This window comes from Thermodesulfovibrionales bacterium, assembly GCA_026417875.1.
GTDB lineage: Bacteria > Nitrospirota > Thermodesulfovibrionia > Thermodesulfovibrionales > CALJEL01 > CALJEL01.
The window spans coordinates 1-15,123 of sequence record JAOACK010000002.1; the positions used below are offsets into that span (position 1 = coordinate 1).

Below are 15,123 nucleotides of genomic sequence, written 5' to 3' on the forward strand. Positions count from 1 at the left end.
GATATATCCTCAGAACTAATAAAAAGAGGCCTCCACTATGGAATGCTCACTGCAAGAAGGGAAATAATAGAGCAGACCATAGATGCTTTAATGACAGCAGAAGGTGTTAAGGCAGTCAGGATATTTGATACAGAGGGAAGGATATTCTACTCATCAAATCGTGAGGATGTGGGCAAATTAGTTGATAAACAAACAGATGTAACTAAAAGCTTGAGCTTGGGAAGATTGTCAAATAGAGAGAGGGCAATAAACTTTATAAAGCCAATACCGAATGAACCAGCCTGTTATACAGCTCCCTGCCACAGGCACAGCAGCTCTCAGTCAATCCTGGGATTTATAGAGACGAGTTTCAGCACAGCCTCAGTGGATTCCCTTATCAGAAAAAACAGGATAAATACAATTATATACGGTGCGTCTTTTATTGCCCTGATTTCTGTTGTTTTATGTTTTATACTCTGGAAATTTGTCTCAAAACCGCTTGGACTTCTTGAGGAGGGGATGAAGAATATTGCAAAAGGAAATCTTGACCACAGGATTGATATAAAGACAAAGGACGAAATGGGACTTCTTGCTCAGACATTTAATTCCATGGCTCAGGAGCTGAAGGAATCGAGACAGAAACTTGAACAGTGGACAAAATGTCTTGAAGAGGAGGTTGAGAAGAAGACCCTTGAGATCAAGAAGGCACAGGAACAGCTGATTAATGCAGAAAAACTTGCATCCCTTGGAAGGATGGCAGCAGGCTTTGCCCACGAGCTGAACAGTCCCCTCACAGGTATAATCACCTTTGCCCATCTGATCATGAAGAAGATCCCTGAGCATGATAAAGAGCTGAGAGAGGAAGTTCAGGTAATCATAGACCAGGCTGAGAGATGCAGTAAGATTATAAAGGGCCTTCTTGGTTTTGCAAGGAAGACAGGATATGAAAAGACCCTTACTGATATAAATTCACTAATTGAGCGCACAGTTATGATGGTCAAAAACCAGGCTAAATTCCATAATATAGAGTTTAAATTGGACCTTGACAGGAATCTTCCTAGCATTACGGTGGATGCCCATCAAATAGAGCAGGTATTTTTAAATCTTCTTATAAATGCTGCTGATGCCATGAATGAAAGAGGTACCATTACAATAGCCTCACGAATTATTAGAGGCGAGGTAGAACCCCTGAGGGAGCAGATAGAGCTTGAATTTACTGACACAGGACCCGGGATTCCTGAGGAATACCTGTCAAAGATATTTGAGCCCTTTTTTACCACAAAGCCACCAGGTAAAGGCACAGGGCTTGGCCTTTCTGTAAGTTATGGAATAATAAAGAGACATGGTGGAACTATATTTGTAAAGAGTGTCCCCGGAAAGGGTGCAAGCTTTTTTATCAGATTACCCGTTAAGGAGAGTGAAAATGAGATTAAGTCAGACAGTTGAGGGTAGCTTTTCCCTTATAGGAGGAGATTTTTCAAATGGTGGTGCAGCTTCCTGTGAGCTTAAATCTATACTTGAAAGGCTTGGTCTTCCAGAGGATATAATCCAGAGGGCTACCATCTCTGCCTTTGAGGCAGAGATGAATGTCATCATCCATGCCATAGCAGGAACAATGGTTTATTCTGTTACTCCTGAGAGGATAAAGATAGTTGTGACAGACATGGGTCCAGGTATTCCTGATATAGAGCTTGCTATGCAGGAGGGATATTCTACAGCTCCTGACTGGGTGAAGGAGATGGGATGGGGTGCTGGCATGGGTCTTCCAAATATGAAAAAGAATGCAGATGTCTTTAATATAGATACAGTTGTGGGAGAGGGTACAACAGTTGAATTGATAATTTATATTCCCAGAGAATGGAGGAGAGATGAAACTCAGTGAGATTGCCAGTAACTTAAATCTTGAACCACTTAATGATAAATACCAGGACAGAGAGGTAAAGGGAGCCTATGTAAGCGACCTACTTTCCGATGTAATGGCCAATGCAAGGCCTGGTGAGATCTGGATAACCCTTCAGATACACATAAATATTGTTGCAGTTGCTGTCCTTAAGAATCTACCAGCCATTATTATTACAAATAACAGAAAACCTGATGAGGAGACCTTAAAGAAGGCTTCTCAAGAAGGTATTGCCATATTTAAAACAGGACTATCCACCTTTGAAACAGCGGGCAGACTTTATAAACTTCTCATAGAATAATGAATCTATACAGGGCAGACCTTCACATCCACACCTGTTTANCTGCCTGTGCAGAACTGGATATGACACCGCCAAAGATTATCAGAAAGGCAAAAGAGGCTGGTCTAGAGATAATTGCTGTTACTGATCATAATTCAGCAGAGAATGTTCCAGCTGTTAAGCTTGCTTCAAACAACGAGATCACAGTCCTTGCTGGAATGGAGATAACAACTTCTGAGGAGGTGCACATACTTGCCATATTTGAAAGTTATGAAGATATTGAACCCCTTCAGGAGATCGTCCATAATGCCCTAAGAGGTCATGTTTTTGATGGAAGAGCTGGATATCAACTTATAGTCAATGAAAAAGAAGAAATACTTTCATTCTCAAAAAAGCCTCTAATTGGTGCAACATCACTAAGCACCAAAGAGGTGATAAGTCTAATTCATAAATTTAATGGCATTGCTATTGCCTCACATATAGATAAGGAGGTCTTCAGCCTTGTCTCCCAGCTCGGTTTTGTTCCAGAAAACCTTGGCATCGATGCCCTGGAAATATCCGTTCATATGAGTATGGATGAGGCAAGGAAGAGATTTGTACATATAAATCTTCCTTTATTAAGATCCTCTGATAGCCACCATATTTATGAGATAGGAAGGGCTTATTCAGAATTTTTTATTGAGGCACCAACTATTGAAGAGATAAAACTTGCACTCAGGGGTGAGGGAGGCAGGAGGGTACGCTGATGGAAGACCTCTCCCTTCATATCCTTGATATAGTTGAGAATTCAATAACAGCATCTGCAAAAAACATTGAGATAATTATAACAGACAGTATCATTGATAACAGACTTTATGTTGAGATAAAAGACGATGGTACGGGCATGGATGAAGGGATTCTGAAAAGGGTTGAAGACCCCTTTTATTCAACAAAGGCTAAGAAGACAGGCCTCGGAATTCCCCTTCTTAAACAGGCTGCAATGGAATGTGAGGGTAATTTCTGGATAAGCTCCTCTCCAGGAAAGGGCACCTCCATAAAGGCTGAGTTCAGGAGAGACCATATAGATAGAAAACCTCTTGGAGATATTGCCTCAACAATAGTGACAGCAATAATCTCCTGCCCGGATTGCCACTTCAGGCTAACAGTAAAAGTAATTGAAAAATCAGGAGAAGAGAAATCCTTTGTTTTTGACACAGAGGAATTAAAGGGTGAGCTTGAGGATATACCAATAAATACTCCCATTATATTAAAATTTATAAAAGAACACATAAGAGAAAATTTAAAACCTCTTATAGCATATTAAATGTCAGGAAAAAGAATTCTTGTTGTAGATGATGAGAACATTGTGAGGATTTCCTGTAAAAAGATTCTCTCTACTGAGGGCTTTGAGGTGGACCTTGCTGCTGACGGATATGAGGCAATTGAACTGATAAAAAAACAGAACTATGATGTGATCATCACGGACCTGAAGATGCCGAAGATGGATGGACTTGAGGTCCTTCAATGGATAAAAAAGAATTCACCCGCTTCAAAGATTATTGTAATAACAGGTTTTTCAACACCAGATATAGCTGAAAAATCCATTGCCTATGGAGCAATCAGGTATCTCGAAAAACCCTTCACTCCCGAGATACTGCTTTCAGCTGTCAGGTCTGTTATCAATGAATAAGGAATGCGGAAGATCAGACTATTAATAGAATACAGGGGTACAAATTATCATGGCTGGCAGAAGCAGAAGGGAAAAATAACGATTCAGTCAGCAATTGAAGAGAGGCTTAATAGAATAACAGGAGAGGAAATAAAACTTATTGGAGCTGGAAGAACAGATGCAGGAGTCCATGCGCTCGGTCAGGTTGCCGTCTTCAAAACAGAAAGCAGACATCATCCAGAGGTATTTAAAAGGGCATTAAACAGCCTTCTTCCACCTGACATCAGGATAATTGATTCCTCAGAGGTGTCACTTGATTTTCATCCACGCTTTTCTGCAAGGGCAAAGAGCTATATCTATCTTATCTATCTTGAGAAAAAACCGCCTGTTTTCTTGGCAGACCTGTGCTGGGCAATTCCTCATGAGCTTGACCTTAAGGCAATTAGAAGTGCTTCTCAGCGTATTACAGGAAGGCATGATTTCTCGGGATTCAGGGCCGCTGGCTGCGGAGCCCGCACAACAATAAGAACAATATCTGAGCTATCAATTGAAGAGCAGGATGAAGTTTCCATTGCAGGAATAAAGATAAAAGGCAAATTAATAGTTTTTCAAATTACCGGTGATGCCTTTTTAAGGTACATGGTGAGGAATATAGTTGGAACTCTTTTAGAGATCGGCAGGGGTAAAAGAGATATTTCCTCAATTGAGGAGATACTTCTCAGAGGAGACAGACGCCTTGCAGGCATTACTGCACCAGCAAGGGGTCTGTTCCTCAAGGAGGTTTATTATTAATCACTCATACTCTTTCTCTATCTTCTCAAGTATCTCTTTTCTCTCCTGACACTCCCTGCAGTATATTGCAAAAGGAAGTATCTTTAACCGCTCTTCCGTTATCTCCTCACCGCATTCTTCACAAATGCCATAGGTGCCTTCCTCTAGTTTCCTCAATGCTGTATCAACCTTTATGAGATTCTCTCTGTGTGCAGTCAGCTGCCTGAGACTTATATCCTCTGCAAGGTCGACTACTGACCAGTCTCCATCATCCAGGGCTGTTTCCACTATCTGCTTTGTCTCACCCTTCATGTACTTTGCTATCTCTGTTTTTGCCTCAGAAAGAATCTTTTCCCGCATGTTGAGCAGGAATCTTTTTAATTTCTCTTTCCTTTCAGCATCTGTAACAGCACCAGGTGGTGCAGTCACTACAGTGGTAGAACTCTTAATCTCCTTTTTTTCAGTTACTCTCTTTCTTTTAATAGCCTTTTTCTTTTCAGCCTTTTTAGCCTTTTTTACGGGCTTTGCCTTTTTCTTTACCTTCATTAGAGTTGTTGCCTTCTTTGTTTTTTTAGAGAGCTTTTTTTCCTTTTTTGCCATTATTTTTTCTCCTCTTGGGTCTCTACAGATGTATGACCTTCTTTATAAACTTCTATGATGCTTCTTACCTTTATGCCAGCCTGTGTAAGGACCTTCTGGATATCTGTAAGTTTGGCATCCTCTACCTTAAGTATGTAATTAATATTCATAACATTCACCTCCGTTAATACATAGAATATTATACTTCCATTATCTCTTTTTCCTTATGAGCTAGCATCTCATCTACCTTTTTGATGTAGGAATCTGTAATCTTCTGGACCTCATCGTTCCATCTCTTTATCTCGTCCTCACTTAAAGATTTCTCTTTCTGCATCTTCTTTATATCCTCGAGTATATCCCTTCTTATGTTCCTGAGTGCAACGCGTGCCTCTTCTGCTCTTTTTTTAACAACCTTAACGAGCTCTTTTCTCCTTTCCTCTGTAAGAGGTGGTATGGCCAGTCTTATGACCTTTCCATCGTTCGCAGGTGTAAGCCCCAAGTCTGATTTCATAATAGCCTTCTCTATCTCAGGAATAAGCCTCTGTTCCCACGGCTGTATGGTAATGAGCCTTGGTTCCGGAACTGTGAGTGTTGCAACCTGATTCAGTGGTGTCTGATCTCCATAATAATCTACTGTTATTCCATCAAGAAGTGCCAGGGTTGCCCTGCCAGTTCTGACTGAGGCAAGCTCCCTTCTGAAAACCTCTATCGTAGCATCCATCCTTTCTGTAAGTCTCTTTTTTAACTGAGGTTCCATAAGTAGCTCTCAGCTTACAAGTGTACCGACCCTTCTTCCTGAAAGGGCCTTCTTAATATTTCCCTTCCCTCTTAAATTAAATACCACAATGGGTAGTTCATTGTCCATACAGAGGGTTATAGCAGTTGAATCCATAACATTTAATCCCTTATTGAGGACATCCATATAGGAAATTTTATCAAATTTTTTTGCATCAGGAAATTTTACAGGATCAGCACTGTATACCCCGTCAACCTTTGTAGCCTTCATTATGACCTCAGCTCCTATTTCTATTGCCCTGAGTGCTGCTGCTGTATCTGTGGTAAAAAAGGGATTTCCTGTGCCTGCTGCAAATATTACAACCCTACCCTTCTCAAGATGTCTCAGTGCCTTTCTTCTTATATAGGGCTCTGCCACCTCTTTCATCTCTATAGCTGTCTGAACCCTCGTTGGCACACCAAGCTTTTCAAGACTGTTCTGTAGAGCAAGGGCATTGATTACAGTGGCAAGCATCCCCATGTAATCGGCTGTTGCTCTTTCCATTCCCTTGGTGGCTGCTTCCACACCCCTGAATATATTACCACCACCTATTACTACAGCTATCTGTGCTCCCAGTTTAACACCTTCCTTTATCTCACCAGCAATAAAGTTTACTGTCTCAGGGTCAATTCCATAGCCCCTGTTGCCCATGAGGGCTTCTCCGCTGAGTTTGATGACTGCTCTATTATACCTGAGCTTCTTTTGCCGTCTCGCCAACCTGAAACCTCGCAAATCTTCTCACAACTATATTCTCTCCGAGTCGGGCAATGGCTTCTGTTATAAGGTCTTTAACCTTTTTCTTTCCTTCAGGGTCTTTAATAAAGATCTGCTCGAGGAGACAGGTATCCGCATAGAATTTTTCAAGTTTTCCCTCTATTATCTTTTCAATAACCTGTGATGGCTTATTTCCATCTATTGATGCCCTGTAAATAGCCTTTTCTCTCTCTATAACCTCTTGAGGCACATCCTCCCTTGATACATACTGGGGTGCTGAGGCAGCAATCTGCATTGCAATATCCTTTACAAGCTCTCTGAAAATATCTGTCTTTGCCACAAAATCTGTCTCGCAATTCACCTCTACAAGCACACCTATTTTATCCATGTGAATATAAGCTCCAACAATACCCTCTGCTGCCTTTCTTGAAGATTTCTTGGCTGCACTCGCCAGCCCCTTCTGCCTAAGGATATCAACTGCCTTTTCAAAATCTCCACCTGCCTCGGCAAGTGCCTTTTTACAGTCCATCATCCCTGCACCCGTCTTTTCTCTGAGTTCCTTAACCTTTTCAGCAGTTATCTCAGACATTTTCTTCCTCCGCTGTTATCTTCTCAAGGATGGCTGCCTCTGTAGCAGCCTCCTCTGCTACCTTTTCAAGGGATGCCCTGCCATCAATGACGGCATCAGCAATCTTTGATGTGAGAAGTTTTATTGTTCTTATGGCATCATCGTTACCAGGTATTACATAATCTGCATCATCGGGATCACAATTTGTGTCCACTATTGCCACAACAGGTATACCCAGGAGTCTTGCCTCATGAACTGCAATCTTTTCTTTCTTAGGGTCAACTACAAATACAGCACCTGGCAGGGTCTCCATATACTTGATACCACCAAGATATTTCTCTAATTTTTCCATTTCCTTGGTAAGGTGGGCAACCTCCTTTTTAGGAAGTCTTTCGAAGGTGCCATCCTCTTTCATCCTCTCGTATCTTCTGAGCTTTTCGATACTCTTCTTAATGGTAGAAAAATTAGTGAGCATACCACCAAGCCATCTCTGACTCACATAAAAGGCACCCGCTCTTTTTGCTTCTTCTTCAATTGCCTCCTGAGCCTGTTTTTTTGTTCCGACAAAAAGGACCGGCTTTCCCTGCTGGGCAACAGATTTCACAAATTCGTAAGCCTCTTCAACAGCCTTAACAGTCTTCTGAAGGTCTATAATGTGAATCCCATTTCTCTCTCCGAAGATGTATTTTTTCATCTTCGGATTCCATCTTTTCACCTGATGTCCGAAATGGACACCGGCCTCAAGCAGTTCCTTCATTGTAACTACAGCCATAGAACCTCCTCCTGGTTTTTTTCCTCTGCCTCTCCTGTCTTTACCCTCCGTAAAAAATATTTTGAATATGCGAGGGACCAGAGACAGGCTCTGAACGAGGCATGTGTTTTAGTTGGTGCATTTTTCACCAACAAAGTCACAAAGACTAACATAGAAATCCGCTATTAGTCAAGTACGGTTGACACTAAAAGGGATAAAATTTTATACTTATTTGCCATGGGCGGAGCATATACAACTTACCATCCACATAAGATCAAAAGGAAAAGGACACACGGCTTCCTGAAGAGGATGAGTACAAGGGGTGGAAGGCTTGTCCTTAAAAGGAGAAGACAGAAAGGCCGTAAGAGGCTTACTGTCTAATGCATTTTTTATCTTTAATGTTAAAAAGGATTCTGATTTTATTAATCAGACTTTATAAGATAACTCTTTCACCCCTGTGGCCTGGAAGCTGCAGATTTTATCCCAGCTGTTCGGATTACTCTATTGAGGCACTCAGAAGATACGGTGTCCTGAAAGGTTCTTATCTATCCTTAAAAAGGGTTCTCAGGTGTAATCCCTTTAATCCTGGTGGATACGATCCTGTGAGGTAAAAAATGGAAATGGAAAAAAGGGTATTAATAGCAGTTGTACTTTCACTCCTTATACTTGTTCTCTACCAGCAGCTATTTATAAAACCTGTATCCACGCCTCAGGCACCAGAGACAGGTCCTGTTAAAAAGGAGGAAGCTCCTGTTAGGGAGATTGTACCTCTTCAGCGAACTCCCGGAGCTTTAGGCATGCCTGTAAAGGAACAGCTTATTTCAGTAGACACACCTCTTTACAGAGCCACACTCAGTTCCAGGTGTGCATCTTTCAGCTCCTTTGAATTAAAGAAATACAGAGATAAAGCCGGTAACCCTGTTAATATCCTGAAGCACGCAGATGGTCTTGCCCTCTGCATAGGTGATGATAGTGGTTTCTATCCTGATCAACTCATCTTTTCTATTAGAGGAAAGGACCTTCTTCTTTCAGAAAATAATCCATCGGGCTCTATTGTGCTTGAATATTCTTCTTCAGGAATATCCATCAGAAGAACATACACATTCAGATATGATAGCTATCTGATTGATATAAAGGATGAGGTCTCAGGTCTCCAAAATTACTGGGTTACTCTTGGTGGTGATTTTGGGATATTTGAGGTTGATAGTTCCTTCCATACAGGACCTGTAATATTGAAAGATATTGATAGAATGGAATTCAAGGCAAAGGATCTTGATGCACCCAGGATAATAGAGGGAAGAATTAAATGGATAGCTCTTGAGGATAAATATTTCTTTTCTGGTCTTGTTCCTGTAAAAGAAGGATCTCAAACTTACAGGACAAAGGTCTGGAGAACTGATAAACCTCTGATTGCCCTGGAGGCCAGGGCACCGCTCAATGAGTATAAACTTTATGCAGGACCAAAGGAGCATGACAGTCTAAAGGCACTTGGTCTTGGACTTGAGCACATAATTGATTTCGGATTTTTCTCCATTGTAGCAAGACCGATCTTCTGGATTCTTAAGTCGCTTTACAAAGTAATTGGAAACTATGGCTGGGCAATAGTTATTCTGTCAGTATTAATAAGAATCCCCTTTACTCCTCTCATTACAAAGGGACAGAAATCCATGAAGAAACTTCAGGAACTTCAACCAAGACTGGAAGAGTTAAGAAAAAAATACAAGGATGATCCCAAAAGGCTCCAGATGGAGACAATGGAACTATACAAAAAATACAAAGTAAATCCCTTTGGTGGCTGTCTTCCTATACTGATTCAGCTGCCTGTATTTTTTGCCCTTTATAAAGTTCTGGTTATTGCTATTGAACTCAGAGGTGCACCTTTTATGCTCTGGATTAAAGATCTCTCAGAGAAAGATCCTTATTATGTTCTTCCTGTATTGATGGGTGCTACCATGATCATACAGCAGGTCCTGACCCCTTCGGCCGGTGATCCGAGGCAGAAAAAACTCATGCTCTTCATGAGTGGAGCCTTTACCCTGCTCTTTCTATCCTTTCCATCAGGACTTGTCCTTTACTGGCTTACAACAAATGTGCTTGGAATAATTCATCAGCTTTACCTCAATAGACAGGTTGATTAAAAATTCGAAATAGAAAATTTTTGAATTACAAAATTTTTGAAAAAGGGTAGTGATTTAAAAACATCCCTTTAAAATAAATAGAGATCGTAAGGAGATAGACTTTTAATTATTATTAATTTGTACCTTTTGAGCTTGTAGTCAAACCATTTCAATGGCCAGACGTTCAGGGATATTTCTTGTTAAAACAGACTGGTGGTATGTGGAAAGATGTGTTTGGCTCGTCGCTGGCATTGATATCCTGAGCAGCACAATACTCGCTATATTCCAGCCAGACTGGACATTCTCTATTATGATTGTTGGCCTTTGCTCAATACTTGTAGCCTTAACAGGATTCTGTATCATTGGAAATATCCTTTTTCTGCTAGGTTTTACACCCCTGCTCAGGGAAAGAGCAAGGCCTGGAATAAAATCCAGGCTTTACTTCATGCAGACAGATGAGTGGTATCTCGAGCGTTATATTTATTTATTTGTGGGCATTAATCTTTCAGTCTCATCCATGCTGGCCCGTTATCATAACCCTTACTGGCTTTTCTTTACGGGCTTTGTAGGCACGGCCACTATTATATTTGCCTTTACAGGTTTCTGCATAATGGCAAATTTTCTGTACCGAATAGGTGCAACGCCCAGGATGTGTAGATATCTGTAATAATCTTCAACAGAAAGAATGCAGATTTTATTCTTTATAACCCAACCATCCTCTTAACAAAATCGATCTCTTCTTCAAGTGTTTTTAATCTGCCTCTTAGCTTTTCATAAAGTATCTCACGAAATATTCTGGAATATTTTGGTCCTGGCTGTATACCTAACTTGAGAAGGTCTTTCCCTGTAATGGCAGGTTTGATATCCTTTAATTCAGTGAGATATCTTATGCAGAGTTTTTTTACCTCCCTGTCGTCTAAAACAGATGCCATTAGGAATATGGACTCTATTGTAAGGTCTTTAAATAATTCATAGACCCTCACTGAATCAATTTCTGAAACGTTCAGGGTCTGTAGTCTCCTAATGGTGGCTTTTGCTCCCTGAATGTCTCTCTGGACAACTGATATATATCTCCTGTTAGGTCCTATTCTTTCAAGTGATCTCTCAAGGCTCTGCCCTGGCAGTTCATAAATAGCAGCCTCTATGGAAACTTTATCTCTGGAAACCTCCTCTTTAATATTTGAAAGTGAATGCCATGCAAGGAGTTCCTCAAGATTTCTGAATCTTTTCTTCATCTCTTCATTCCATTTCAGAGAAGGAGCTATGACCTTTAGAAGATCGTATTCAGAAAGCCGCTCCATTGCCCTGTAGGGAGAAACCTCCCTGAAAAGAAGACTCAACTCTTCATAAAGTCTCTGGCTGGAGAGCCTCTCAAAAAGGTTCAGATTTGCAGCCTGTTTAATAAGGTTCTCTGTATGCTTGCTTATCCTGAAACCGAATCTCTCTGAAAATCTAATTGCCCTAAGAGCCCTTGTGGGATCCTCAACAAGACTCATGCTGTGCAGAACCCTGATGGTTTTTTCCTTAAGGTCTTTCTGCCCACCGAAGAAATCTATTAGGTTTCCAAAATCCCTGGAATTTAATTTAATTGCCAGAGTGTTTATGGTAAAATCTCGCCTGTAAAGGTCTTTTTTAATTGATGATGTCTCAATCTTTGGAAGTGCAGCGGGAGACTCATAATATTCTGTTCTCGCTGTTGCTATATCAATATGTGAGGGCTCTATCTGACTCTCTTCAGGTATTATTATCTTTGCTGTGCCGAATCTCTCATGAGTCCTTACCCTGATACCTCTTACACCTTCTCTTTTTTCAAGAAGCTCAGCAAGTTTTTCCGCAAATATTATTCCATCACCCTCAACCACTATATCTATATCAAGATTCCTCTGGCCCATCATAAGGTCTCTAACAGAGCCACCAACAAGATAGGCATTATAACCGAGTATGTCAGCCACATCCCCTGCTGCTCTTAGCATTTCCATTGTTTTTTCCGGAAATTGCTCCTTTAGTCTACCGGATAGATTTCTAACCCTTGGGACACCCGGCTCTGAGATTTCTTTATCCATCAGCCCCTCATACATGGTTCTCAGAATATCTGTTCTTGTTATGGCACCAACAAGCTTTCCATCCTTTACCACGGGCATGAATCTCTGGTTTTTCTCTATCATTAGCCTTTCAACATCTCTGAGAGGTGTATCAGGGCTTACAACCTCAGGATCAATCTCTGCAAATTCCATAACCCTGTGGAGTCTGAAGCCGTGAAAGAGGGCCTTTTCCACAGTCTCCCTTGATATAAGACCAAGGAGTTTACCATTTTTAACAACTGGAAGAACATTCACTCCATATTTTGTAAGCTCCCTTTCGGCCTCCTTAATGTTTGCCTCTGGTTCTATTGCTATCACATGAGTGGTCATTATGTCCTTAGCAAGTCTCTGAGGCCTCACTATATCTTTAAGTCTCTCTGCAATTTCAAGCTCAAGTTCTTCAAGACTTTTATCTTTTATGCTTGCTGAAGCTGCATAGGGATGACCGCCTCCTCCAAAGGGAGACAATAATTCTGATACATCAAGCTCGGGAACATTACTTCTTGCAATAAGTGTTATCTTGCCAGCAATATCAATTAAGAGGATAAGACCGTCTATATTTTCTATCTCCATGATCCTGTGGGCAAGATGGGCAATCTCTCCAGGATACTCTTCTATTCTCGTTTTACATATCTTGAATCTAAGTTTTCCAATGATTATCTCCTTTGATTCATTGAGAAGATCCGTAAGGATTGTGAGTTCTTCTCTGCTAATAAAAGGTTTTAAAAAGTTAGAGACTATATTGAGATTGGCTCCTCTTCTTAGAAGATAGGCTGCAGCGATGAGATCCCTATCTGTAGTTGAAGGGAAGGTTAATGAACCAGTCTCTTCATATATTCCTAAACAGAGGAGCGTTGCCTCAAGAGGTGTGAGCTGGATATTTCTTTTCTGTAATATTTCAGTAAAGAGTGTTGATGTAGCACCCACATCATCTATATTTACCTCAATGTCTGTTTTTGAAACCTCTGTTAAAAGATCACCATTTCTATGATGGTCATAGATAACAATCCTGGCCCTTATCTTTTCTCCTCCAGAAATCAATTCTTTCAGGATACCAAGCCTTTCAGCTGAGGATGTATCAACTATTATTATTTTTTTAATCCTTTCTTTATCAATTTCTCTGGGTTTTTTAATGTCAGGAAGGGGATTAAAGATCTCGATGAATTGCCTTACTCTCTTTTCCATTGACCCGGGCAGCACAACCAGAGCTTCTGGATAAAGCTTCCTTGCAGCAACAATACTCGCAAGGGCGTCAAAATCTGCATTGATATGAGTTGTGATGATAGATAGAGAACTTACTTCAGAGGTCAATTCTGTTTTAAAAACCCGAGACACCGGCTCACCGATCTTGAATGGAGGATTGATGTTTTGATAGATAGAGAGGAAATCCTTCATTGTCTTTTGATAGAATGAATTCCATCTCAGCCCCGGATTAACTTTTTATGCTCCCAGTCTTCTCTTAATTCAAAGACTCTGATTTGCGGAAACCTGTTCTTTGAAAATACAGACCCTGTTTCTTCCTTCCTTTTTTGCATTATAAAGGGCATTGTCAGCATAGGTTACAAGATCATCTGAATTCTTAACTATTGAGGATGGCCATGTTGCTATACCAAAGCTTGCTGTTATAGTTTTTTTCTTAAGGTCCTTAAATCTGAGATTGCTGATTAAAAGACGCAGCCTTTCAGCCTCTTTAAGTGCGCCCTCCATATCTGTATGGGGCAGAAGCATTATGAACTCCTCCCCACCGTATCTTGCTATTATGTCACCTTTTCTAGTAAATTTCTTTAACATTTTGCCGAGCTCTCTCAAAACACCATCTCCCTTTTTATGGCCAAACTCATCATTAATGGATTTAAAGAAATCAAGGTCAATCATAATGCAGGAAAGGGGCGTATTATATCTCTTTGCCTTTTCAAATTCTTCTTCAAGCCTGTGGAAGAAATAGCGATTATTATAAAGCCCTGTAAGATAATCTGTGATTGATAATCTTTCAAGCCTCTGCTTTTCCTGCTTTATCTCATCAAAAAGAAAGGCATTATAGAGGGCATTTGCAGTTGAATTTGCTACCGCCTGAAGGAAATTTATCTCAGCCGGTGTAAAGGTTTTTTCTTTTCTTGATGTCCTTAAAAAGAGTGCTCCTATGGCTTCATCCCTGTAAATAATAGGTATTACTATAATGGATTTTATCTTCAGAGGCGATATAAGAGAGTATACCTCCTGCATAAGGGGATCTCTCTGGGCATCTCTTATAATCACAGGCTGTCTGGTTTTCAGCGCTGTTTGTATTTCAGGATATTTTCTGAGATCAAGCTTTATATCCCTTATGCTGGGATCTTCATAGGTAGCAACAACTCGGGCATGCTGTGCTTTTGAGGATATCTTGATAATCGAACATCTTGAAACAAGAATGACCTCTGATATCTTTTTTACACTATGATATAGAATCTCAAAGACATCAAGTGTTGAGGTAACCTTTGCTGATATATCTATGATTGCCTTAAGAAGGTGTTTTTCAGTAGCAATGTTTATTGCCGAATTTATCTTATAGAGGAGGTCTTCCTTTCTATATGGAGGAAGGATATAGAAGGGTATATTGTATCTTGATATCCTTTTAAGTCCTGTTTTTATATCCTTCCCTATAATGCTCAGGAAGGAGCAACCATTTAATTTTTCCCTTGAAAGGACATTTAATAAACTGTCCTCAAGTATGATCAGCATGGGAGGTCTTGTTTTCAGGGCACAAACAAATGAATCCTTGTCATCAAAGAACTCAAGATAAGATTTGTTAAGTTGAAAGTCTGTTTCTACCTTAACCTCTTTCAGAGAGGACTTAAGGAAACTTTGCATTACCCTGTCTTTTACATAGGCATAAATCATTTTTATATATTATACATTGGAATTATTAATAATGGAAAGTGAATTTAAATTCAAATAAAATACTTGACAAAATCAGTAAACTA

At 40.3% G+C, this 15,123-nt stretch carries 19 protein-coding genes; 11 read left to right on the top strand and 8 right to left on the bottom strand.

The features are described 5' to 3' along the window. The 7 genes from N2257_00530 to truA all read left to right on the top strand — a co-directional run. On the top strand, positions 1–1,425 hold a 1,425-nt coding region (locus N2257_00530), incomplete at its 5' end, for an ATP-binding protein (GenBank protein MCX7792882.1). After that, positions 1,403–1,861, top strand: a complete 459-nt coding sequence (locus N2257_00535) for an ATP-binding protein (protein ID MCX7792883.1) — start codon at positions 1,403–1,405, stop codon at positions 1,859–1,861. The genes N2257_00530 and N2257_00535, both read left to right, overlap by 23 nt. Continuing rightward, positions 1,848–2,180: a DRTGG domain-containing protein gene (locus tag N2257_00540; protein MCX7792884.1), complete on the top strand. Its 333-nt coding sequence runs from the start codon at positions 1,848–1,850 to the stop codon at positions 2,178–2,180. The genes N2257_00535 and N2257_00540 overlap by 14 nt, the downstream gene beginning before the upstream one ends. Continuing rightward, positions 2,180–2,905: a PHP domain-containing protein gene (locus N2257_00545; protein MCX7792885.1), complete on the top strand. Its 726-nt coding sequence runs from the start codon at positions 2,180–2,182 to the stop codon at positions 2,903–2,905. Before N2257_00540 ends, N2257_00545 begins: the two co-directional genes overlap by 1 nt. Continuing rightward, positions 2,905–3,462, top strand: coding sequence for an ATP-binding protein (locus tag N2257_00550; protein MCX7792886.1), 558 nt, complete (start codon positions 2,905–2,907; stop codon positions 3,460–3,462). The genes N2257_00545 and N2257_00550 overlap by 1 nt, the downstream gene beginning before the upstream one ends. Continuing rightward, entirely contained in the window at positions 3,463–3,828 is a 366-nt protein-coding gene (locus tag N2257_00555) for a response regulator (protein ID MCX7792887.1), read from the top strand. It begins immediately after the preceding gene. Between the two features lie 3 nt (positions 3,829–3,831). Continuing rightward, complete coding sequence (gene truA, locus N2257_00560) at positions 3,832–4,599, top strand: tRNA pseudouridine(38-40) synthase TruA (GenBank protein ID MCX7792888.1); 768 nt, start codon at positions 3,832–3,834, stop codon at positions 4,597–4,599. On the opposite strand, the gene N2257_00565 is transcribed toward truA, so the two are convergent. The 6 genes from N2257_00565 to rpsB are packed head-to-tail and all read right to left on the bottom strand — an operon-like array spanning position 4,600 to position 7,986. Next, positions 4,600–5,178: a TraR/DksA C4-type zinc finger protein gene (locus tag N2257_00565; protein MCX7792889.1), complete on the bottom strand. Its 579-nt coding sequence runs from the start codon at positions 5,176–5,178 to the stop codon at positions 4,600–4,602. Beyond that, entirely contained in the window at positions 5,178–5,327 is a 150-nt protein-coding gene (locus N2257_00570) for a hypothetical protein (protein MCX7792890.1), read from the bottom strand. Before N2257_00570 ends, N2257_00565 begins: the two co-directional genes overlap by 1 nt. Positions 5,328–5,356: 29 nt before the next feature. Next, complete coding sequence (gene frr / locus N2257_00575; protein MCX7792891.1) at positions 5,357–5,914, bottom strand: ribosome recycling factor; 558 nt, start codon at positions 5,912–5,914, stop codon at positions 5,357–5,359. A 9-nt stretch (positions 5,915–5,923) separates the two neighbouring features. Next, on the bottom strand, positions 5,924–6,649 hold the full coding sequence (gene pyrH / locus N2257_00580) for a UMP kinase (GenBank protein ID MCX7792892.1): 726 nt from the start codon (positions 6,647–6,649) through the stop codon (positions 5,924–5,926). Further along, positions 6,618–7,235: a translation elongation factor Ts gene (gene tsf / locus N2257_00585; GenBank protein MCX7792893.1), complete on the bottom strand. Its 618-nt coding sequence runs from the start codon at positions 7,233–7,235 to the stop codon at positions 6,618–6,620. Before tsf ends, pyrH begins: the two co-directional genes overlap by 32 nt. Then, entirely contained in the window at positions 7,228–7,986 is a 759-nt protein-coding gene (gene rpsB, locus N2257_00590; GenBank protein MCX7792894.1) for a 30S ribosomal protein S2, read from the bottom strand. The genes tsf and rpsB overlap by 8 nt, the downstream gene beginning before the upstream one ends. A 216-nt stretch (positions 7,987–8,202) precedes the next feature. On the opposite strand from rpsB, the gene rpmH reads away from it, so the two are divergent. From rpmH to N2257_00610, 4 genes are all read left to right on the top strand, one after another. Then, entirely contained in the window at positions 8,203–8,346 is a 144-nt protein-coding gene (gene rpmH, locus N2257_00595) for a 50S ribosomal protein L34 (protein ID MCX7792895.1), read from the top strand. Between the two features lie 17 nt (positions 8,347–8,363). Further along, positions 8,364–8,576, top strand: a complete 213-nt coding sequence (gene yidD / locus N2257_00600) for a membrane protein insertion efficiency factor YidD (GenBank protein ID MCX7792896.1) — start codon at positions 8,364–8,366, stop codon at positions 8,574–8,576. Positions 8,577–8,585: 9 nt separating this feature from the next. Next, complete coding sequence (gene yidC / locus N2257_00605) at positions 8,586–10,103, top strand: membrane protein insertase YidC (protein MCX7792897.1); 1,518 nt, start codon at positions 8,586–8,588, stop codon at positions 10,101–10,103. 151 nt (positions 10,104–10,254) lie between these two features. Beyond that, on the top strand, positions 10,255–10,749 hold the full coding sequence (locus tag N2257_00610; GenBank protein MCX7792898.1) for a DUF2892 domain-containing protein: 495 nt from the start codon (positions 10,255–10,257) through the stop codon (positions 10,747–10,749). 34 nt (positions 10,750–10,783) lie between these two features. On the opposite strand, the gene N2257_00615 is transcribed toward N2257_00610, so the two are convergent. Continuing rightward, positions 10,784–13,558 carry a CBS domain-containing protein gene (locus N2257_00615; protein MCX7792899.1) on the bottom strand — a complete coding sequence of 925 codons (2,775 nt, stop codon included), beginning with the start codon at positions 13,556–13,558 and terminating at the stop codon, positions 10,784–10,786. Positions 13,559–13,627: 69 nt separating this feature from the next. Beyond that, positions 13,628–15,040, bottom strand: a complete 1,413-nt coding sequence (locus N2257_00620) for a sensor domain-containing diguanylate cyclase (protein ID MCX7792900.1) — start codon at positions 15,038–15,040, stop codon at positions 13,628–13,630. Positions 15,041–15,123: the final 83 nt, after the last annotated feature.

What these genes read in the sequence shown, in the direction of transcription:
- N2257_00620 (MCX7792900.1), bottom strand. Translation starts at nt 15,040, where the DNA reads ATGATTTATGCCTATGTAAAAGACAGGGTAATGCAAAGTTTCCTTAAG.
- tsf (MCX7792893.1), bottom strand. Translation starts at nt 7,235, where the DNA reads ATGTCTGAGATAACTGCTGAAAAGGTTAAGGAACTCAGAGAAAAGACG.
- N2257_00570 (MCX7792890.1), bottom strand. Translation starts at nt 5,327, where the DNA reads ATGAATATTAATTACATACTTAAGGTAGAGGATGCCAAACTTACAGAT.
- N2257_00550 (MCX7792886.1), top strand. Translation starts at nt 2,905, where the DNA reads ATGGAAGACCTCTCCCTTCATATCCTTGATATAGTTGAGAATTCAATA.
- yidD (MCX7792896.1), top strand. Translation starts at nt 8,364, where the DNA reads ATGTTAAAAAGGATTCTGATTTTATTAATCAGACTTTATAAGATAACT.
- N2257_00540 (MCX7792884.1), top strand. Translation starts at nt 1,848, where the DNA reads ATGAAACTCAGTGAGATTGCCAGTAACTTAAATCTTGAACCACTTAAT.
- N2257_00610 (MCX7792898.1), top strand. Translation starts at nt 10,255, where the DNA reads ATGGCCAGACGTTCAGGGATATTTCTTGTTAAAACAGACTGGTGGTAT.
- N2257_00535 (MCX7792883.1), top strand. Translation starts at nt 1,403, where the DNA reads ATGAGATTAAGTCAGACAGTTGAGGGTAGCTTTTCCCTTATAGGAGGA.
- rpmH (MCX7792895.1), top strand. Translation starts at nt 8,203, where the DNA reads ATGGGCGGAGCATATACAACTTACCATCCACATAAGATCAAAAGGAAA.
- yidC (MCX7792897.1), top strand. Translation starts at nt 8,586, where the DNA reads ATGGAAAAAAGGGTATTAATAGCAGTTGTACTTTCACTCCTTATACTT.
- truA (MCX7792888.1), top strand. Translation starts at nt 3,832, where the DNA reads ATGCGGAAGATCAGACTATTAATAGAATACAGGGGTACAAATTATCAT.
- N2257_00615 (MCX7792899.1), bottom strand. Translation starts at nt 13,558, where the DNA reads ATGAAGGATTTCCTCTCTATCTATCAAAACATCAATCCTCCATTCAAG.
- N2257_00565 (MCX7792889.1), bottom strand. Translation starts at nt 5,178, where the DNA reads ATGGCAAAAAAGGAAAAAAAGCTCTCTAAAAAAACAAAGAAGGCAACA.
- N2257_00555 (MCX7792887.1), top strand. Translation starts at nt 3,463, where the DNA reads ATGTCAGGAAAAAGAATTCTTGTTGTAGATGATGAGAACATTGTGAGG.
- rpsB (MCX7792894.1), bottom strand. Translation starts at nt 7,986, where the DNA reads ATGGCTGTAGTTACAATGAAGGAACTGCTTGAGGCCGGTGTCCATTTC.
- frr (MCX7792891.1), bottom strand. Translation starts at nt 5,914, where the DNA reads ATGGAACCTCAGTTAAAAAAGAGACTTACAGAAAGGATGGATGCTACG.